This is a genomic window from Acidiphilium iwatense, assembly GCF_021556475.1.
Taxonomy (GTDB): Bacteria; Pseudomonadota; Alphaproteobacteria; order Acetobacterales; family Acetobacteraceae; genus Acidiphilium; species Acidiphilium iwatense.
Genome location: NZ_JAKGBZ010000022.1, coordinates 1 through 16411, shown reverse-complemented (window position 1 = coordinate 16411; position 16411 = coordinate 1). Strand labels below are relative to the sequence as shown.

22 protein-coding genes are annotated in these 16411 nt (G+C 65.5%); all 22 read right to left on the bottom strand.

Features of this window, described 5'->3' with window-relative positions; translation table 11 throughout:
* Positions 1-153: 153 nt before the first annotated feature.
* Complete coding sequence (locus L2A60_RS11895; protein ID WP_235704599.1) at positions 154-576, bottom strand: ribbon-helix-helix domain-containing protein; 423 nt, start codon at positions 574-576, stop codon at positions 154-156.
* 10 nt (positions 577-586) lie between these two features.
* On the bottom strand, positions 587-2575 hold the full coding sequence (locus tag L2A60_RS11890) for a conjugal transfer protein TraG (protein WP_235704598.1): 1989 nt from the start codon (positions 2573-2575) through the stop codon (positions 587-589).
* Positions 2576-2593: 18 nt separating this feature from the next.
* A complete protein-coding gene (locus L2A60_RS11885; protein WP_235704597.1) occupies positions 2594-4333 on the bottom strand; it encodes a relaxase/mobilization nuclease domain-containing protein in 1740 nt (579 codons plus the stop codon).
* A 244-nt stretch (positions 4334-4577) separates the two neighbouring features.
* The gene (locus tag L2A60_RS11880) at positions 4578-5258 is read right to left on the bottom strand and encodes a lytic transglycosylase domain-containing protein (protein ID WP_235704596.1); all 681 of its coding nucleotides are present in this window, start codon (positions 5256-5258) and stop codon (positions 4578-4580) included.
* Positions 5259-5342: 84 nt separating this feature from the next.
* On the bottom strand, positions 5343-5690 hold the full coding sequence (locus tag L2A60_RS11875) for a DUF736 domain-containing protein (RefSeq protein WP_235704595.1): 348 nt from the start codon (positions 5688-5690) through the stop codon (positions 5343-5345).
* The gene (locus tag L2A60_RS11870; RefSeq protein WP_235704594.1) at positions 5681-6283 is read right to left on the bottom strand and encodes a S26 family signal peptidase; all 603 of its coding nucleotides are present in this window, start codon (positions 6281-6283) and stop codon (positions 5681-5683) included. Before L2A60_RS11870 ends, L2A60_RS11875 begins: the two co-directional genes overlap by 10 nt.
* Positions 6280-6798: a DUF2840 domain-containing protein gene (locus L2A60_RS11865; RefSeq protein ID WP_235704593.1), complete on the bottom strand. Its 519-nt coding sequence runs from the start codon at positions 6796-6798 to the stop codon at positions 6280-6282. Before L2A60_RS11865 ends, L2A60_RS11870 begins: the two co-directional genes overlap by 4 nt.
* Positions 6795-7046, bottom strand: coding sequence for a ribbon-helix-helix protein (locus L2A60_RS11860; protein WP_235704592.1), 252 nt, complete (start codon positions 7044-7046; stop codon positions 6795-6797). Before L2A60_RS11860 ends, L2A60_RS11865 begins: the two co-directional genes overlap by 4 nt.
* Entirely contained in the window at positions 7043-7795 is a 753-nt protein-coding gene (locus L2A60_RS11855) for a DNA-methyltransferase (RefSeq protein WP_235704591.1), read from the bottom strand. Before L2A60_RS11855 ends, L2A60_RS11860 begins: the two co-directional genes overlap by 4 nt.
* Entirely contained in the window at positions 7792-8445 is a 654-nt protein-coding gene (gene parA, locus L2A60_RS11850; protein WP_235704590.1) for a ParA family partition ATPase, read from the bottom strand. Before parA ends, L2A60_RS11855 begins: the two co-directional genes overlap by 4 nt.
* Positions 8442-9599: a replication initiator protein A gene (locus L2A60_RS11845; protein ID WP_235704589.1), complete on the bottom strand. Its 1158-nt coding sequence runs from the start codon at positions 9597-9599 to the stop codon at positions 8442-8444. The genes parA and L2A60_RS11845 overlap by 4 nt, the downstream gene beginning before the upstream one ends.
* Before the next feature lie 14 nt (positions 9600-9613).
* The gene (locus tag L2A60_RS11840; RefSeq protein WP_235704588.1) at positions 9614-9895 is read right to left on the bottom strand and encodes a helix-turn-helix transcriptional regulator; all 282 of its coding nucleotides are present in this window, start codon (positions 9893-9895) and stop codon (positions 9614-9616) included.
* Between the two features lie 139 nt (positions 9896-10034).
* Positions 10035-10604, bottom strand: a complete 570-nt coding sequence (locus tag L2A60_RS11835; RefSeq protein WP_235704587.1) for a DUF2285 domain-containing protein — start codon at positions 10602-10604, stop codon at positions 10035-10037.
* The gene (locus L2A60_RS11830; RefSeq protein ID WP_235704586.1) at positions 10486-10803 is read right to left on the bottom strand and encodes a transcriptional regulator domain-containing protein; all 318 of its coding nucleotides are present in this window, start codon (positions 10801-10803) and stop codon (positions 10486-10488) included. Before L2A60_RS11830 ends, L2A60_RS11835 begins: the two co-directional genes overlap by 119 nt.
* A gap of 111 nt (positions 10804-10914) precedes the next feature.
* Positions 10915-11196: a DNA -binding domain-containing protein gene (locus L2A60_RS11825; RefSeq protein ID WP_235704585.1), complete on the bottom strand. Its 282-nt coding sequence runs from the start codon at positions 11194-11196 to the stop codon at positions 10915-10917.
* Positions 11197-11299: 103 nt separating this feature from the next.
* Positions 11300-11551 carry a helix-turn-helix domain-containing protein gene (locus L2A60_RS11820; protein WP_235704584.1) on the bottom strand — a complete coding sequence of 84 codons (252 nt, stop codon included), beginning with the start codon at positions 11549-11551 and terminating at the stop codon, positions 11300-11302.
* Between the two features lie 219 nt (positions 11552-11770).
* Positions 11771-12097: a DUF736 domain-containing protein gene (locus tag L2A60_RS11815; RefSeq protein ID WP_235704583.1), complete on the bottom strand. Its 327-nt coding sequence runs from the start codon at positions 12095-12097 to the stop codon at positions 11771-11773.
* 575 nt (positions 12098-12672) lie between these two features.
* Positions 12673-13113 carry a hypothetical protein gene (locus L2A60_RS11810; protein ID WP_235704582.1) on the bottom strand — a complete coding sequence of 147 codons (441 nt, stop codon included), beginning with the start codon at positions 13111-13113 and terminating at the stop codon, positions 12673-12675.
* Between the two features lie 140 nt (positions 13114-13253).
* Complete coding sequence (locus tag L2A60_RS11805; RefSeq protein WP_235704581.1) at positions 13254-13421, bottom strand: hypothetical protein; 168 nt, start codon at positions 13419-13421, stop codon at positions 13254-13256.
* Positions 13422-13763: 342 nt separating this feature from the next.
* Positions 13764-13952: a hypothetical protein gene (locus L2A60_RS11800; RefSeq protein ID WP_235704580.1), complete on the bottom strand. Its 189-nt coding sequence runs from the start codon at positions 13950-13952 to the stop codon at positions 13764-13766.
* 244 nt (positions 13953-14196) lie between these two features.
* The gene (locus tag L2A60_RS11795) at positions 14197-15123 is read right to left on the bottom strand and encodes a DUF2493 domain-containing protein (RefSeq protein WP_235704644.1); all 927 of its coding nucleotides are present in this window, start codon (positions 15121-15123) and stop codon (positions 14197-14199) included.
* A 300-nt stretch (positions 15124-15423) separates the two neighbouring features.
* Entirely contained in the window at positions 15424-16389 is a 966-nt protein-coding gene (locus L2A60_RS11790; RefSeq protein WP_235704643.1) for a DUF7146 domain-containing protein, read from the bottom strand.
* Between the last annotated feature and the right edge of the window lie 22 nt (positions 16390-16411).

The following is a 16411-nucleotide window of genomic DNA, read 5'->3' as shown; positions in this document are numbered from 1 at the left end:
CGGGGCCGTGCGAAGGACGGCCCTGGACCGGGGACAAGTAGAAGAGACAGAAATCAGGGCATGGCAACAGCCCTCAAGGGGCCGTCGTAGTGTAGCGTGCAAATACAGGAAATCGGCGGAACGGCGATCTACTTGCGGAAGGTGCTTCGCGCACTATTCTGCGTCACGCGCGCGGTCGACGTCCTCGGAAATCTCCTGTCGCAGCTTCGGCCCCTTGGCGAGTCGACGGCCAAGCGCAGCGACGAAGGCGTCATAGCGCTCGCCGGCCTTGGCGCGTGCCGCGGCCTGGGCGGGCTCGGGCAGCGGCGGGCTGGTCGTCAGCCAGAAGCGCACGAAGACGGCAAGCGTTTCGACCGAGATGCCGAGATCGCGTTCCATCCGGGCCATACGACGGTCGAGCTGGTCGAGGCGCTTGGCGGTCACGGCCTCCTGCCGTTCGGTCGCGTCGGGCGACAGAAAGGACGCGATGGCCGCTTCGGCGATCAGCGAACGCGACTGCCCACGCCGCGCGGCGAAATCCGCGAGGGCCTTCATGACGTCGGGGTCGAGATAGACCGATACGCGCTGTTTCTTCATCGATGGCGCCTCAGAGGTCCATATCATCGCCGGGATCGAGCGAAACCTGACGCGCAACGCCCTGCATCATATCGTGCATCCGGCTGGCGCGGGCCGCGTCGTCCTGCGTATCGTCATCGAGATCGAGTTCGAACTCGTTGGCGATCGGCTCCTTGTTCTCGACAGGCGCGGTCCGGTCCAACTCGGGTTGCCGGCGGCGCTCCGATCCGGTCGGGTCTTCATCCTCCTCGACCGCATCGTCCGCGCCGTCGGTCGCCAGGTTGGGCTTTTCCGGCTGCGGCAGCGTGCTCCAATCATCGGATCTCGGCTTGTCGGGCTTGGTCAGCGCCGGGGGCGGCAGGATACGTTCCTGAAATCGGCGATCTTCATAATAGCGCGCCTTCTTCGCGCGGATCGGCGGGATGCCCGCCACCATGACGACCTCGTCGGCGGGCGGGAGCTGCATGACTTCGCCAGGGGTGAGCAGCGGCCGGGCGGTTTCCGATCTGGAGACCATGAGGTGCCCTAACCAGGGCGACAACCGGCTGCCGGCATAGTTCTTCATCGCTTTCATCTCGGTCGCGGTGCCGAGTGCGTCGGAGACACGCTTGGCTGTGCGCTCGTCATTCGTCGCAAAGCTGACGCGCACATGGCAGTTGTCGAGGATCGAGTTGTTCGGCCCGTATGCCTTCTCGATCTGGTTCAGCGACTGCGCGATCAAGAAGGACTTGATCCCGTATCCCGCCATGAAGGCGAGCGCGCTCTCGAAGAAGTCGAGCCGGCCGAGCGCGGGGAACTCGTCGAGCATCAGCAGCAGGCGATGCCGCTTCGCCTTAGCCTGCAGATCCTCGGTGAGCCTGCGACCCGCCTGGTTCAGGATCAGCCGGATGAGCGGCTTGGTCCGCGAGATGTCGCTCGGCGGCACGACCAGGTAGAGCGTCGTCGGCCGCGGGCCGCTGACGAGATCGGCGACGCGCCAATCGCAGCGACGCGTCACCTCGGCGACGACGGGATCACGATAGAGACCGAGGAACGACATGGCGGTCGACAGCACGCCCGACCGTTCATTGTCGGATTTGTTGAGCAGCTCGCGGGCGGCCGATGCGACGACGGGATGAACGCCGGCCTTGCCGAGATGGGCGGTCTTCATCATTGCCGCGAGCGTGGACTCGATCGGGCGCTTCGGATCGGAGAGGAAGGCTGCGACGCCGGCCAGCGTTTTGTCCTCCTCGGCATAGAGCACATGGAGGATCGCGCCCACGAGCAACGCATGGGACGTCTTTTCCCAATGGTTCCGCTTCTCAAGGCTGCCCTCCGGGTCGACGAGTACGTCGGCGATATTCTGCACGTCGCGGACCTCCCATTCGCCGCGGCGCACCTCGAGCAGCGGATTGTAGGCCGCCGATTTGGGGTTGGTCGGATCGAACAGCAGCACCTTTCCATGCTGCGACCGGAAACCGGCCGTGAGCTGCCAATTCTCCCCTTTGATGTCATGCACGATGCCGGAACCGGGCCAGGTCAGGAGCGTGGGCACCACGAGACCGACGCCCTTGCCCGAGCGCGTGGGGGCAAAACACAAGACATGCTCGACGCCGTCATGCCGGAGATAGCTGCGATCGAACTTGCCGAGCAGGACGCCATCCGGGTCGAGCAGTCCGGCATCCTTCACCTCGTCGGGCCGTGCCCAGCGCGCCGAGCCATAAGTCTCGACGTTCTTCGCCTCGCGCGCCCGCCATACCGACATGGCGATCGCGGCGGCGGCGGACAGGAAGCCGCCCGACGCCGCGATATAAGCACCGTGGACGAAGATCGACGGTGCATAGGCATCGTAGAAATACCACCACCAGAAGAAGGCTGGCGGGTAATAGACCGGCATCCCGAGCAGCCGGAACCAGGGTGCGCCGAGCTGCGGCTGGAAACCGAGTTCCCACGCCGTCAATTGCGTTGCGCCCCAGGTCGTGAACAGCACGATCAGCGAAACGACGATGATCGGACCCCAAAGAATTTTCGTGGCAGGCATGGAAACAAGTCCTTTCGATTAGAGGCCGAGTCCGCGCTTGCGGCCGAAGCCCCAATCGACACCGCCATCGCCGCGCGCGATGCCGGAGACGTGGCGGCCAAGCTGCTTTTCGATCGAGGGGGTCCAGGGCACGAGCTGGAAGCCCAAGCCGTCGTCGATCATGGCGAAGCGGCCGGAACTGAGCGCGAAGCGCCGGCTATAGGTGCCGGCGACAAATTCACCGGCGGCGGATCGGGTGAAGGAGCGGCCCGTCTCGGCCGCGAGCTTCTGCCCAAGCGCCTCGACCTCGCGATGGCGCAGCGTGTCGATCAGCTTGCGCTGGAAGATGACGGTCTGGCCCTGCCGCTCGGCGAGCCCCTCGGCGATCAGGCGTTCGGCACGAAGCTCCATTGCCGCGCGGACCTCGGCGCCGAAACCGGCTTCGCCGAGTGCCGCAGGCTCGCGCGCGATCGCCTGCCGGTCGAGCCAAGTGGCGCCCGACGCTGTGACCTGCGCCTCGACGTCGAGGTCGGAGCGGACGGCGAGCGCCACGCGCCTTTGTCCTCGCGCATCATCGAACTTGCGTAGCTCAACGATCGAGCCGCGCCGGCTGTCGCCGGTGGCATCGAGGTCGGGCAGCTTGATGTGATGGGTGCGGCCATCGACGCCATCGACCACTGCATAGGCGGTGCCCTTCAATTCGTCGTCGAGCCCGCGCGCGACCAGCCGGCCGACGATCGGATCGTCCAGACTCTCGCCGGCCAGCACATAGTTCGCCGCGCCGCGCTTGATGCCGCGATCGGTGAGACCCCCATGGATGCGCTTGATGATGTCACTACGCTCACCCAGCTCGCGCAGCGTCGCTTCGGCCTTATCCGAGAGCACCCACTGGCCGGGGCCGACCTGATCGGCAAGGCCGAGGGATTCGAGCTTGCGCAGCCGGCCAACCTTGAGGGCATGGAATCCGTCGGGCTGGCGATCGGGCGACGGTGCCATGTCGATGACGCCGGTGCGATAGCCGTCGCGCGCGAGCTGGCGGTCGAGATCGGTCCAGCGCTCGGCCTCGACCTGGCGCTCGATCGCGTGGCGGATGTCGTGATCGGTGCGTGGGCCGAGTTCCTGGGTGATGAGATCGCGCGCCCGGTCGCGCATCCCTTCCTTGATATAGTCGCGCGAGATGACGAGATCCGCGCCGTCCTCTCGGACACCCCGCGCGATCAGATGGACATGGGGATGCTCGGTGTTCCAGTGCGCGACGCCGACCCATTCAAGGCGGGTGTCCAAATCCTTCTCCATCTGGCTGACCAGATCGCGGGTGAAGGTCTTGAGGTCGGACATCTCCGCGGCGTCGTCCGGCGAGACGATGAAGCGGAAATGGTGGCGATCGTCCTCGGTGCGTTCGGCGAAGTCCCGCGCATCCGCGTCATCGGTGTCCGGTCCGAACAGCCTGGCCTTTTCCCCATCCCGGGTGACGCCCTCGCGGCGCAGATAGTTGAGATGGGTGCCAAGCGGCGCGCCGCGTCCGCCGTGGCGGACAACGCGCGCCTTCACGACGGTGCCGCGTGAGCGCGCGGTGATGAGCCGGTTGGCCTGGACAGACGCACGCTGGCCCTTGCCGAAGCGCGAGCGATGGCCGTGGCTGATCGCGCCGCTGCGGGAGGTTGCTCCGCCGGCACGTTTGGCGGCAGCGAGTGCTTGCGCGATGAAGGGCCGCGACGCCTGCGCGCGGGTCGAGCGGATGCGGCCAGGGCGGATGCGGAAATTGTCGTCGCCGGTCATCGGCCGGACTCCGCACATCGCGCAACGGCATTGAAATAGCTGGAAAAGCGGGTGCGCCGGAGGCTGCTCCCAGAGGGCGCACCTCGCGAAATCGTATGATAACCCTTTGAAAAACCACAACCGTCCGAGCGCGCACCTCGCGCCCTTTTATCCTGCCATCGGTCTGTCGTGGTTCCCGCTCTTCTCCTGTCGGCACTCCACGGCACGCCATGCTGCGCCAGAGCGCGATTGAGGGCCACGGACGTCATTTAGGCCTCGCGGCGTCGCTGCGACCGACGAAAAGCCCGTCCGAGCGCGGTGGATCGGCGGCGAAATCTTGCGCCGACGGTGCAGCCGGAGCGCCGTTCAAATGCGCGTCGGCCTGCATGGGGTTGGCGCGGGCAATGCGCTCGAGCTGCGCGATGAAGAGCGGCGCGCGCGTCCAGGCCAGCGGATCGGCGATCGCGATGGCGGTGCTGCCGGGGAGCGGATCGGCGCCGATCAGAGGTGCCATGGCGGTGACATAGGCGACGGTCTCGGCCGGCAGAGGTCGACCATCGGCGACGTAATCATCGTAGCGGTTTGGCCCGGCATTATAGGCCGCGAGGAAGCCCGGCGCACCGTAGCGGTCGTGCATCTCGCGCAGATAGGCCGAGCCCGCCAGTATGTTGTCGCGCGGATCATAGGGATCGCTGCCGAGGCCGTAACGCGCGCGCAAACCCGCCCAGGTGTCAGGCATGATCTGCATCAGGCCCATGGCGCCCTTGGGCGAGGTCGCGCGCGCGTGGCCGTGGCTCTCGATGTGCATGACCGCCCATATCCATGCTTCTGGGATGCCGAAACGCCGCGCCGCCTGCGTGACGAAGGCCACGTAGGGCGAGGCCGTAACGACGGGCGGCGGCACGGTCTGCGCACGGGCGATCGCCGGTATCGCGGCAAAGGCCATCAGGCCGGAAAGGAGAAGGACGACAGGCCGCCGGAGGGCGCGAACCCTCCCGACGGCCGCACGATGACGTAACCCGCGCATCGTTCAGTCCCGATCGCCACGCTTAGGCGGACGGGTCCAGTGCAGGCCCCAGGAGGCTTTGTCATTGGTGGACTGGAACAGATTGGCGCGGATCGGCTGGGCGAAGCTCGGATCGTCGATCTGGAGCGCAACGTAATTGCCGGCTTTCTCGCCGGTGCGCTTCCAGCCGGCGCCGATCTCCGATCCGGTTTCGTTGTTCACCGCGTCGAAGACGTGAACGCGATAATCCGGTGCGTTTTCGGCGTCCGACGGCTCGGCCGGAACGATGATGATGTCCTGCTGGAGCAGGAGCGTATCCAGGTTGCCGATATAGCCTTTCTCGTCGCGCGTGAATTGACCGATCATGGACATGATGTTCTCCGTGAGGATGCGGTGGGGATGGAACTGGCGGGCGTCGCCACCGCGACCGGCGCGCGCCAGACGAAACGGCCATCGCCGGCCTCGTCGGTGTAGAGAGGGATCGCCCGCCCGATGACGTCGCGCGCAGGGAGCGGCCCGAAATAGCGTCCGTCGAAGCTGTCGCGGACGTTCGGATTCATCAGGAAGAGATCGCCGGCCGGGACGCGCTGGCAGCCCTGCCAGACCGGCAACGGGCGGCCCTTGCGATCGCGGTCGAGCGCATCGCCGACCGGCACGCCGTCGACCGTGATGTGAAGGCCGATGCGGCAGACCGTTTGCCCTGGCAGCGCCATGACGCGCTTCATCAGCGGCACGTCGCGGCCGATGTAGCGGCGCGCGACCATGAAGTCGGCGAGCGGCTTAGGCGGCATGACCGCCAGCAGGTCGGTGACGGCGGGATGGCGAACCGGCACGATTTCGTAGAAGCCGATCGGCACGCTGGCCGAGGCGTTCCACACCAGCTTGACCGGCAGGGACACGAAGGATGCGATGGCGACGCCGACGCACGCGAAATACGTCACTATGACATAGCCGAAGCGGGTCATCCTTCGATCTCCCGTCGCTTGAGCCAGGCCTGATGGCGCTCGACCGTGTAGGCGCGCGGCTCCTCGCCGGCGCTCATCCGGTTGTTGACATGCCGCCAGTGATCGGGTGCGACGTCGCAAGCATCGAGGCCGGCGGCTTCCACCGCGTCGATGTGGCGGAGCACCTGCTCGACCTTCGGCCAGCCTTCGATCTTGAGCAGAATGTCGCCGCCGGGGCGCACGAAAGGCAGCGTCTGAAAGGACGCGCCCGGCTCGACGGCGCGCACGATGTCGATGCGCGAAAGGATCGTGCCGAAGTCGTTGGCCGCCCAGCGGATGAAGGCGAAGGTGCTGCCGGGACGGAAGGACAGGACGCGCCGCCGGCGATCGAGGACCTGGTCGTGCGCCTCGCGGCCGAACCTGATCCAGTTCTCGATGCGCTTCTCGATCCAGGTCAGCTCGACATGGGTGAGGCTTTCGGTATGGCGCGCGACCGACATGGGGCCGAGCACGCGGGATGTCGCTGTGCCGCTCATGAAGACTCTCCGTCAGTTGGAGGAAATTCGCGCGCGAGCAGCTCGCGCAGCATGTCTGCGACCGTGATCCCGCGCCGAAACGCGGCGACCTTGATCCGGCCACGCAGCTCGGGCGCCACGTCGATGGTCAGCCGAGCGGTGAAGCCAGCCGCCGCCTCGGCGCGCGGCGGCGTATCGGCGGCCTTGATCCAGTGCTCGGGATCGGTTGGCCGCGCCGCGAAACCGCGCCGGGTCGGGCGTTCGCTCATGGTGCCGCCCTCCCGTCGAACGGCAGCACGGTGCCGATCCGGGCGCGGGCTTTCTCCGCCATCGCCGCGTCGATCTCGCAGCCGAGATAACGGCGCCCGGTGAGCCGGCAGGCTTCGCCGGTAGCACCCGAGCCGGCGAACCAGTCGGCTACCAGCCCGCCCTCCGGGCAACTCGTTCGGATCAAGATTTCCAAAATCGCCGCAGGCTTCTCGGTCGGATGGATGGCGCGGCCGTGCGCGTTGCGCGCATAGATGACGGAGCGCGTCAGACGCGGGCCGCCGTCCTCGCTGACATAATGGCCGGCCTCGATATGCCCGGTATGCGGCGGTCGGCGCTTGCGCCGGACGGTACGTGTGGTGGCGTCCGGCGTCGTCTGCACAGCGTTATAGACCGCACTCCATGCCGCGTCGTCGCGATAGAACTGCGCGACCAGCTCATGCACGCGCTTGAAGCGATCGGCATAAAAGCCGGAGCCGTTCTGCTTCTCCCAGATGATTTCCTGCGCGTAGCGGAAGCCCGCTTCGTGCAGTTCGGACGCCACGGCCATGAAGGCGCGCAGCGAACCGAACAGCCACATTGAACCCGTCAGTGCAAGCAATCGGCGGGCGAGCGGCAGCCAGCCGGTCACGCGCCGCTCCCAGGCCAGCGACGTGTCACCATAGGGCGGGTCAGCGAGGATCATGTCGAACGGGCCGCGCGGCGGCATCAGTTCGCGGCAATCGCCGGTCAACACGGCGGCGATCGTCATGGGGCGATCCTCCCGATGCCGAGGCGCTCGATGGCGGTCGCGAGCGCGGCGATCTCGCGCGCGGCGAAATCCGACTCATCGAGTTCGGAAACGAGCCGGCCCGATTGCGCCGCGGCCGCGAAGGCGACGCGCTGGCCGATCATGCAGGTGAGCACCGGCGGATCGTGATCGGCCAGCGTCTCGGCGGTCTCGCGGGCGATGATGGTGCGCGCGCCGCAGCGATTCAGCACGAACCGCGCGACCAGCACAGGCCGATAGATGCGCGCCTCGGCGACGAGCGCCAGCATCTCGGCCGAGGCCCAACCGTCGAACGGCGACGGCTGCACGGGGATCAGCACCAGGTCGGCCGCGAGCAGCGCCGAGCGCATGAGCCCGGCGATGCGCGGCGGGCCGTCGATGACGACATGATCGGCATCCCGCGCCAGCTCAGGTGCTTCCCGATGCAACGTATCGCGGGCCAGGCCGACGACACCGAACCGTCGGGGGACGCCCTCTCGCGCGCGCTGCTGCGACCAATCGAGCGCCGAACCTTGCGGATCGGCATCGACCAGCGTGACGCGCTTTCCCCTTCCGGCCCATTCGCCGGCGAGGTTGAGCGCCAGCGTCGTCTTGCCGACGCCACCCTTCTGGTTGAGAAAGGCAACGATCATTGCGCGCCTCCCGAAGTATCGAGAGGAAGCTGCGAAGTGGCGGTCACATCGCGATCCGTAAAACCGTCTTTACGGAAAGACGTGCCTTCGCTGCTATCTTTCGGAACTATTCGGGATGGGATCGAAGCTCCTGAAGCGATGTTGTCCACATCGCGTGCGCCCTCTTCAAAGTTAGGTTCTTGGTTAGATTCTAAGTTAAGGGCGCGATTTTCGCTTTTGCTGTCGCGGGTTATGCCCGGTTTGGGTTCCCGATAGCACGATAGTCGGGTTCCTGATGGCACGATAGCGCCGGTTCCCGATAGCACGAGGTCATTCACAGCTTGTCCACAGGGCGGCGCAGGCTCGAATGCGAGCAGCGTGCGCCCGCCGATCTCGACCTCGATGAACAGCGTGTAGCCGGGCAATGGCTGGCGGCGAATGATGTCGCGCAGCTCGAAGGCGAAGCGCTTGAACGGCGAGAGGCTGCCGGATTTCTGATGGAGATGGCGGAAGTCGAAGCGCCAGCCATTGCGCTGGCGACCGCCATGCTTGCGCACCAGCCGATAGAGCCAGCGATCAAGGCCCCCGGTCAGGTCGAAATAGGCGCGGTCGATGGTGAGAACGAGAGCATTGTCGAGGACAGCCTGGTAGAACCAGTCGGGTACGATCAGTTCGATGCCGGCGGGCTTTCCGGCGCGGTCTGTGCGCTCCTGCCATTCGTTGATCCAGGAGAAGCGATGGCGGCGGCTTTCCGCCGGCTGGCGGATCGAGGTGGAGACGGTGGTCGATTGCAGCCGGTCCAACGCTGCCTTGAGGCGCTGATAGTCGCGCAAACTGGTGCCACGGCCGATATAGGTGAGGACTTCGTAGGGCGTGGCGGCCATCAGGCGCGAAGTGCGCAAGCCGGCATCGCGCGCCTCGACGATCTGGCTCGCCGCCCAGATCAGGATGTCCGCATCCCAGATCGTCGCCATGCCGTGATCGGGCACGGCTTCGACGCGGATCGCGACATCGCCGGCGGCGAAGTCGATTGGCGCGATGCGATGGGTTTTGGAAAGGGAGAAGAAGGGATAGGCCATGAGACCCTGCGCGTCTCGTGGCGCGAAGTCGCCGGGGAGCGCCCGAAACAGGTCGAGTTGCCCGCGCTCCGAGAGGGACCGATGCCGCGCCGCCATTCGGGATTCCGCGGTCAGCGCGCGTAGCGGCCGGGCTGCGGACGGTCGGGCAGCGCCTGCGGCTTCGCCGGCAGCACCTGCCCGCGCGGATCGGAGGTCGAGGTGACGACGCCGCGCGCCGCCCAGGCTTCGAGATCGTCGATGGCGTAGACGACGCGCCCGCCGAGCTTGCGATAAGCCGGGCCGGTTCCGTAGGTCCGGTGCTTTTCGAGCGTGCGTGAGGAAAGGCTGAGGAACTCGGCGGCCTCCTTGGTGCGGAGGAAGCGCGGAGGAAGAACGACGGGATCGGGATGCATGGATCGGGGCTCCGTGGGATCGCGGGCGGCCGCTGCCGGGCAGCGGCGGATGACGGTCACGATGGCGGAGCAAAACCGACGAGATGCAGCGCGAAGTTGGGGGGAGCCAAAATTCCACACCGCCGGAGGTCGGCGGGGATCAGCGGCGGTGGCGATGCCGGAGAAGCTTGCGATAGCCGCCCGCGATCATGACCCGGGCGTCGCGCAACAGGGCCATGACGGCGTGGCGGGCCGAGGACGCTTGCCATTCGTCGCGGCTGACGCGATCGATGTGCAGGACGACGCGCGCGATCTCCATCTGGGTCGCGCCGTCACGCGCGCCGTCGAAAGCCTGCAGCATTCGGCGTGCGCGGGCGCGCTGCTGCCACGTCAGGCGCGTATCCGGCGGAACGACGCGGCCATGCAGCGCGGAGAGCAGGCGCACGATTGCCTCCACGCGATCGAAGCCGGTGATGTCGAGCGGAACGATGGCGGTGAGCGCGTCGCCGCTGTCCGGGTCAAGGCTCAGGAGTTGGAGAGACTGGAGGGCGCCCAGGTCGAAGATGCTGTGAGCGCCTTGCTCATCGACATGCGAAACTGCGGCAAAAAGCTTACGGTTTTCGGCGTCCGGAGTGAGGACGCCAGGCGCGGATGCGAGGACGACAACGCTCGTGTCTTCCTGCGGCAGCCAGAAGATCGGTGCGGTGGGTGGCGGTTGGAGCGGGTCCACCGGGAAATCGCAACCCCCATCGCTGCCGGATCTTGTCGGTCAGCGATTGCGGGTCCGCCTCTGCCTGCTTCAACGCCTCGAAATCCTCGTCATAGGCGTCGTTGCGGCGGAGCCATTCCCAGGCGAGATCGGATGCGGTCAACCCCTCGACGTGATCGTAGCGTGCCGAGGAGCGCCACCTTGTTGCATCGGGTGTCACGCTCTCCTCCCGTCGTCTTTGTCATGTCAACGACTTGCAGGAGAGCCAGCTTTCCCGGTCAGGTTGCTTTTTGGAATATCGGTTGGCGCAACAGGTGATGCGCCGGAAGCATCACGACAACGACGAGCGTTGGCTCTCTCGGACCAGTTCGCGATAGCCGTGCTCGCTCATCCAGCGGGCGCGTGCCAGGTGGGCGTCATGAACGCGGCGGCAGCGTGCGGGATCGCCGTCAGGATCGAGGCCGAACAGGATTTGCACGGCTTCGCGCCAATCCGCATGATCCCGCGCGGAATCGAGCAGGCGCAAATAGAGCACCATGTGCTCACGGTCATAGGGCGTGAGCGTCTCGCTCGGGGGCGGTTCATCGAAAAATTCTTGGGGCTGCTGTCCCATATCGGCACCATGTCCTTCTCGTTCACCATCTCGATCCCTGGCGCCACACCGCAGCATGATGGAACGAAAATAGTCGGGTTTGGTGCGTCGCGCCAGATGGCCCTCATCGCCTTGGAGGCGCAATCCGCTCGTGGAGAAGAAGCACACCTTCGCCCTTGTCGGTGGACAAGAGGACGATGCCGGCGGCCTCGAACGCCCTGCGGACCTGATCGCGCGTGGATTCATACACCTCGAAGCCATTTTCCGATTCAAGGCGTTTGAGCGCGGTGAGTGATACCCGGGCCTCGTCGGCAAGCGTTTCCTGTGTCCAACCCAGCAACGCGCGTGCGGCCCGTGATTGTCGGGCGGTGATCATCCATGATCACCTCCCATACGGACCTATGCGCGCGCCAAAACTACGACTATAATAGTCGTTCTTCGCCACAGATGCCAGTGCTGCGGGCGGGTGCTGTGGGTTCCGGCTGACTGAAGCCGGCTGATGTGATTCGGTCGTGTGGAGGTGCGCCGTGGTGCCCATCGGGGTCGCGGGTAAAATGAAAGGCCCCAGCCTTTCGGCCGGGGCCTTGCGCCAGCCTCAGTCCCCCCGCCGACCGTTGGGGCGGGACCAGATGAGGGAGAAGCCCTCGCCGTCCTCGTCGTCGAAGAGGTTGGCGTAGATGGGGCTGTTGAAGCTCGGATCGTCGAGCTTGAGGCCCAGATAGTTGCGGCCCTCGTTGGAGCGCTTGGACCAGGCGGCGCCGATCTCGGCGCGGCCGACCAGCACGCGGTGGCTGGGAGCGTTCTCGCCGGTGGCGCGCGTGTCGGGAACGATGCGCACGTTCTTGGCCTGGACGCTGAGGGTGACGATGTCGCCGGTGAACTCGTTCGAGCCGGTCTTCTTGAAGGTGCCGATGGTCGCCATTGTAAGTCTCCGTTTTTCGTTTTCGAGCCCGCACCATTGCGGCCTCGATGGCGATCGACAGGCTGGAGGCGACCGACGACGCACCCCGAAGGGGCCTGACAGCTAAGGAGGACTTTCTTGTCTCGCGAGGAATGGGCGCAGCCCAGGGGAAGAAAGTTTGACGCGGCTGTTGCGGCATAGGCGGTCGAGGCGCAGCCATCCTTCGGCCAGATCAAGCCATTGAAGAGGCCGCATGGAGCGGTCTCGTTGACCGGAAAAAACGGAAGATGGTGGTGGCCGTCGCGCAACCTCCAAGGCAGAACCGGCCGGCGTTCTACCGGCGTCGTTCCCTCTCAACGAATAGGCGAGCCTTGCGCTCCATCGTCCACCGCGCTGCCACTGACGACGTCGCCTTCGGCCCCGTGCCGGCCATGTCCCGTGTTGAACGGCGCCACCTGGTCCAAGCGCTCCCGCGGGCAATCAGTACTACCCGCCTCTGCGTGATCCAAGCTTCGGCAGCTCTATCCGTGCCATCGAACGAAGGTGGGGACGGCGTCTATTCTTCGGTCTGGACCGTCCGATGATGGGTTCGGGGATCAGGCTCGCGCAAGTCCCTGGCCGGACGGGCTGTTGGCCGCCATGCCTGCGACCCGGATGAACGCCGTGACGCCGACCGCGACAGAGCCGATGATCGAGAACGCAATCTGCCAAGTTTCCGACGGCATGGTGTGCTTCACGATACCATGCGTGGCATAGTAGCCGGCGATGGCGGCGGGTGCGACGAAGGCAAGTGCGATCAGCAGCCGTCCCCAAAGCGGGCGGACGGTCGCGAGCAGAACTTGCCCGATGCCGAGGGTCAGGCCCGCGCCGACAATGCCGACGATGAAGGCGCCAAGCCAGCCCGCGCCGGTGTGGTAAGCCCAGGTGGCGGCGGTAATGCCGGCGAAGAACGGCAGCGCGAAAACAGCGAGCGTGAACAGCAACCAGCAGAAGAAGCCGATCGCTGCGATCGAGAGGATGACGCTAAGGAAGACCATGGTGGCGTACTCCGCAGAATAGTTTCTGAAGACGGGCGCCTTCCACCACCACCACGGCGCGAGATGACAATAGCCGAAATTGCAGGACCTGGGAGCGGGAATCATTGGAAATTCCCGCGCCCGGCGCCGTGTCGGCCGCGTCAGCGGGCGAAGGGATCGATCTCGTGGACGATCGCGGTAGCATCGCCGTCATATTCACTGGCAGGCACGACGGAGAAGCTGCCGTCTCCGGCCTTGAAGATGATGATCGCGACCATGAGGGAGGTGGCGAGGCTAAAGGCATAGGCGTGAGCGGTTTTGGCGGACATCATCCCGGCTCCTGTTCAGAGCGGGGACCATTCCCCGCTGACAGGCGCCCGACGTGTCGGGCTGTGAGCCGCAATCACCGCGCGCGGCGCAGCCGAAGCGGCGGCACGCAAGGCGTAGCCGACCCTTCACGGGTTGATGGCATCAGGCGATCAGTCCGACCAAGGATCAGCGCAGGACAGCGGGAGTGGTGCTCGCGGCAGGAGTTGGGCGTCCGTGACGCTCTTCGCATTATGCTGCCTCGCCACCTCCCTCATGGTCGCGTCTTTGCGGCCGGAGACGGCTTCGGCGGGAATAGCTCGCCTGCCAGCGAATATGACGGCGATGGTTTCGGGCCATCGGCCTCACGGGATATCGAAATCCTCCGCGAGGCCGAGTGCCTTGAGCCGGGCATGGTCTTCGAGCCGGACGATCTCATAGTCATCCGATCTGTGCGAGAAGTCGCCGCGGTAGATTTCTTCGACCGTTGCCCAGAAGCCATCCGACCAGACCACGATGTCGTCAGGATGATAGGGCTTGGTGCTGTACGTCATATCAGTCTCCGTTCTGTCTGTGCGGGAGATGCCCCGTGACGCTTCGGGAGAAGGGGACTGCCCGCCGCAATCAGCGAGCTTGCGAGGGGAACCCCTTGCGGGTTGATTACGCAAAGCGGGCGGTCCCTTACGTTGCGTCGGCTTAGGGACGTTCGCACGTCGGAACGAAGTCATGGCTCGGTACGGCGCCTGCCCGGAGACAAGCGCCGCATCGGCTATGATGGCGACCGGGATTCGACGGCGCTCACGCGCCGCCCTGCTTCCAGACCGGGATTCCGAGCTTCCTGGCCTTATCGGCGAGATTGTCCTGGATGCCGCCACCGGGAAAGTGGACGACGCCCGCGGGCATTTCTTCGAGAATGGTGTCGTTGCGCTTGAAGGGTGCGGCCTTCTTCGAGAACTTCACGAAGTCGGGCTTGAAGGAGACGACAGGCACCTTGCGGTTGGAGGCCCATTTGTCGGCGATTAGGTCCGCGCCGGTGTCGGAGCCTCCGTGCAGGAGCACCATGTCGGGATGCTTCTCGTGGATGCGATCGAGCACCTCCCAGATCAGGCGATGGTTCTGGTAGTTGGCGCCGCCGGTGAAAGCGATGCGGGTTCCTGCCGGGACCAGCACGCGATTCTTGGCAAGCTCGCGGTTCCTAATGAAGGTGCGGCTGTCAATCATCGTCGCGGTGAGATTGCGATGGTTGACCATTGATCCCGAACGCGGTCTCCATGGCTTGCGGACCTGACGTTCGTATTGGTCGGCAGCCTGGTCGCGCATGAACTCGAAGGCATCTCGGCGCTCGATCAGCGTGATGCCCTGAGCGACCAACTGCTCCAGCTCGACGGATTTGACCTCGCTGCCATCCTGTTCGCGCTGGGCGCGTTTCTGCGCCTGCTCGTTGCTGTCGAGGTCGCGTTCGATCCGGTCGGTGGCGCGGTGGAAGACGTTGACGGTCGACCAGAGGAGATCGTCGAGGTCGGGTTCGAGGCGGCTGTCCTGCAAGGCGAAGGCCAGGGCGTCGAAGATGTCCGTGATCGCGCCGGCGACGATCCTGCCTTCAGGCAAGGGCCGAGGATCGGGTTCGTCCTCGAAGGGGCGCCAGCCATAAAGCTGAAGTTCCTGAATGACATGGTCGGTTGGGGATGAGCTATGGTGCGGTTCGTGGTCGTCATGCTCGCTCATGGAATGCTCCATCGGTGTGACCGCGACCGTCGCGGCCTTCATGGCGACGAAGCCCACGGGCGGGACGGGTCGGCAGGCCGAGCGAAGCGAGGGCCTTGATGGCTAAGGCCGGCTATTTTGTCTCGCGATGGAAAGCGGCTTTAAGGCCGCGCCGGAAAATAGTCGGCTGCCGCCATTGCCGGCCTGGCCCGCTTGTGGGCCGATCGCCCTCTCGAAGGCCGGATCGCGGTCCTCTGCCGATGGTCGGACGCATCCGTGCGAGCATGGCGGCCGCGCGCCGCTATCTGCCTCCCCTTCCGGCTATGCCGCCAGGGCCATGAAGCGGGCGACGTCCTCGGGGGCAAGTTGCACCCGAACCCCTGCCCGAAGCGCATCGATGCCGAGCACCCGGAGATCCTCGTTGAAGTCTCCGAGTGCCGGCGACAGGGGAATGGCCTCGATCCCGTCCGCGTTTGCCCGTTCGACCAAGCTGTCACGCGCACCGTCACCGGCGGGATCGTTGTCGCGCACGATATAGAGCCGGCGGAGCGTGTCCGGGAACAGGATGGCGGCGAGATGGGCTGCCGAGAGTGCTGGCACCATCGCCATGTCGGGCAGAACCTGACGGAGCGAGAGCATCGTTTCTATGCCTTCGCCTGCCGCCATCACGGCGCCCGGTATGCCGAAACGAACCGCGTGACCGAGCAGATCACCCATCGCCTTGCGCTGCGTGTCGATCGGCGCCTTGTCGGAACCGTCCGGTGCGAGCCATGTACGATGTGCGCCGGTGATCCGTCCGTCGAGATCGGTGACGGCGGCGACCATCGCGGGCCATGTCTCGGTCGGGCTGTGCTCATCGGGCCGGTAATAGCAGCGTGGATGGAAGCGCAGATTTCCGGTTCCGTGCAGAACCGTAATGCCGCGGTTGCGGAGATACGTCTCGACGAGCGTGCCCGTGATTGGTTGCGACATGGCGAACAATCGCCGTGCCGCTTCGGTCGATCCTGATGGTGCTGGCGGCAGGTTTCGTCCGGACGGTGTCGGCTCGGGTTCAGGACGCGGCAGGCTGAGGAAATCGCGAGCCTCGTCGGCGACGTCCTTGAAGTCCAGCAGTCCGCAGCTTGCGCGGATGATGTCGAGCAGGTCGCCATGTTCGCCAGTGGCCGCATCGGTCTTATGTTGAATGCAACATAAGACCGAACATGTTGCGGCGAAAGTTATGTTGCGGATCTGCGGTTGGGCTTTGTGCCGCAGGCGATCGACGGCTTCCACGCAACATAATGTCAGGACGTGGCGGGGGGTTTGGTGA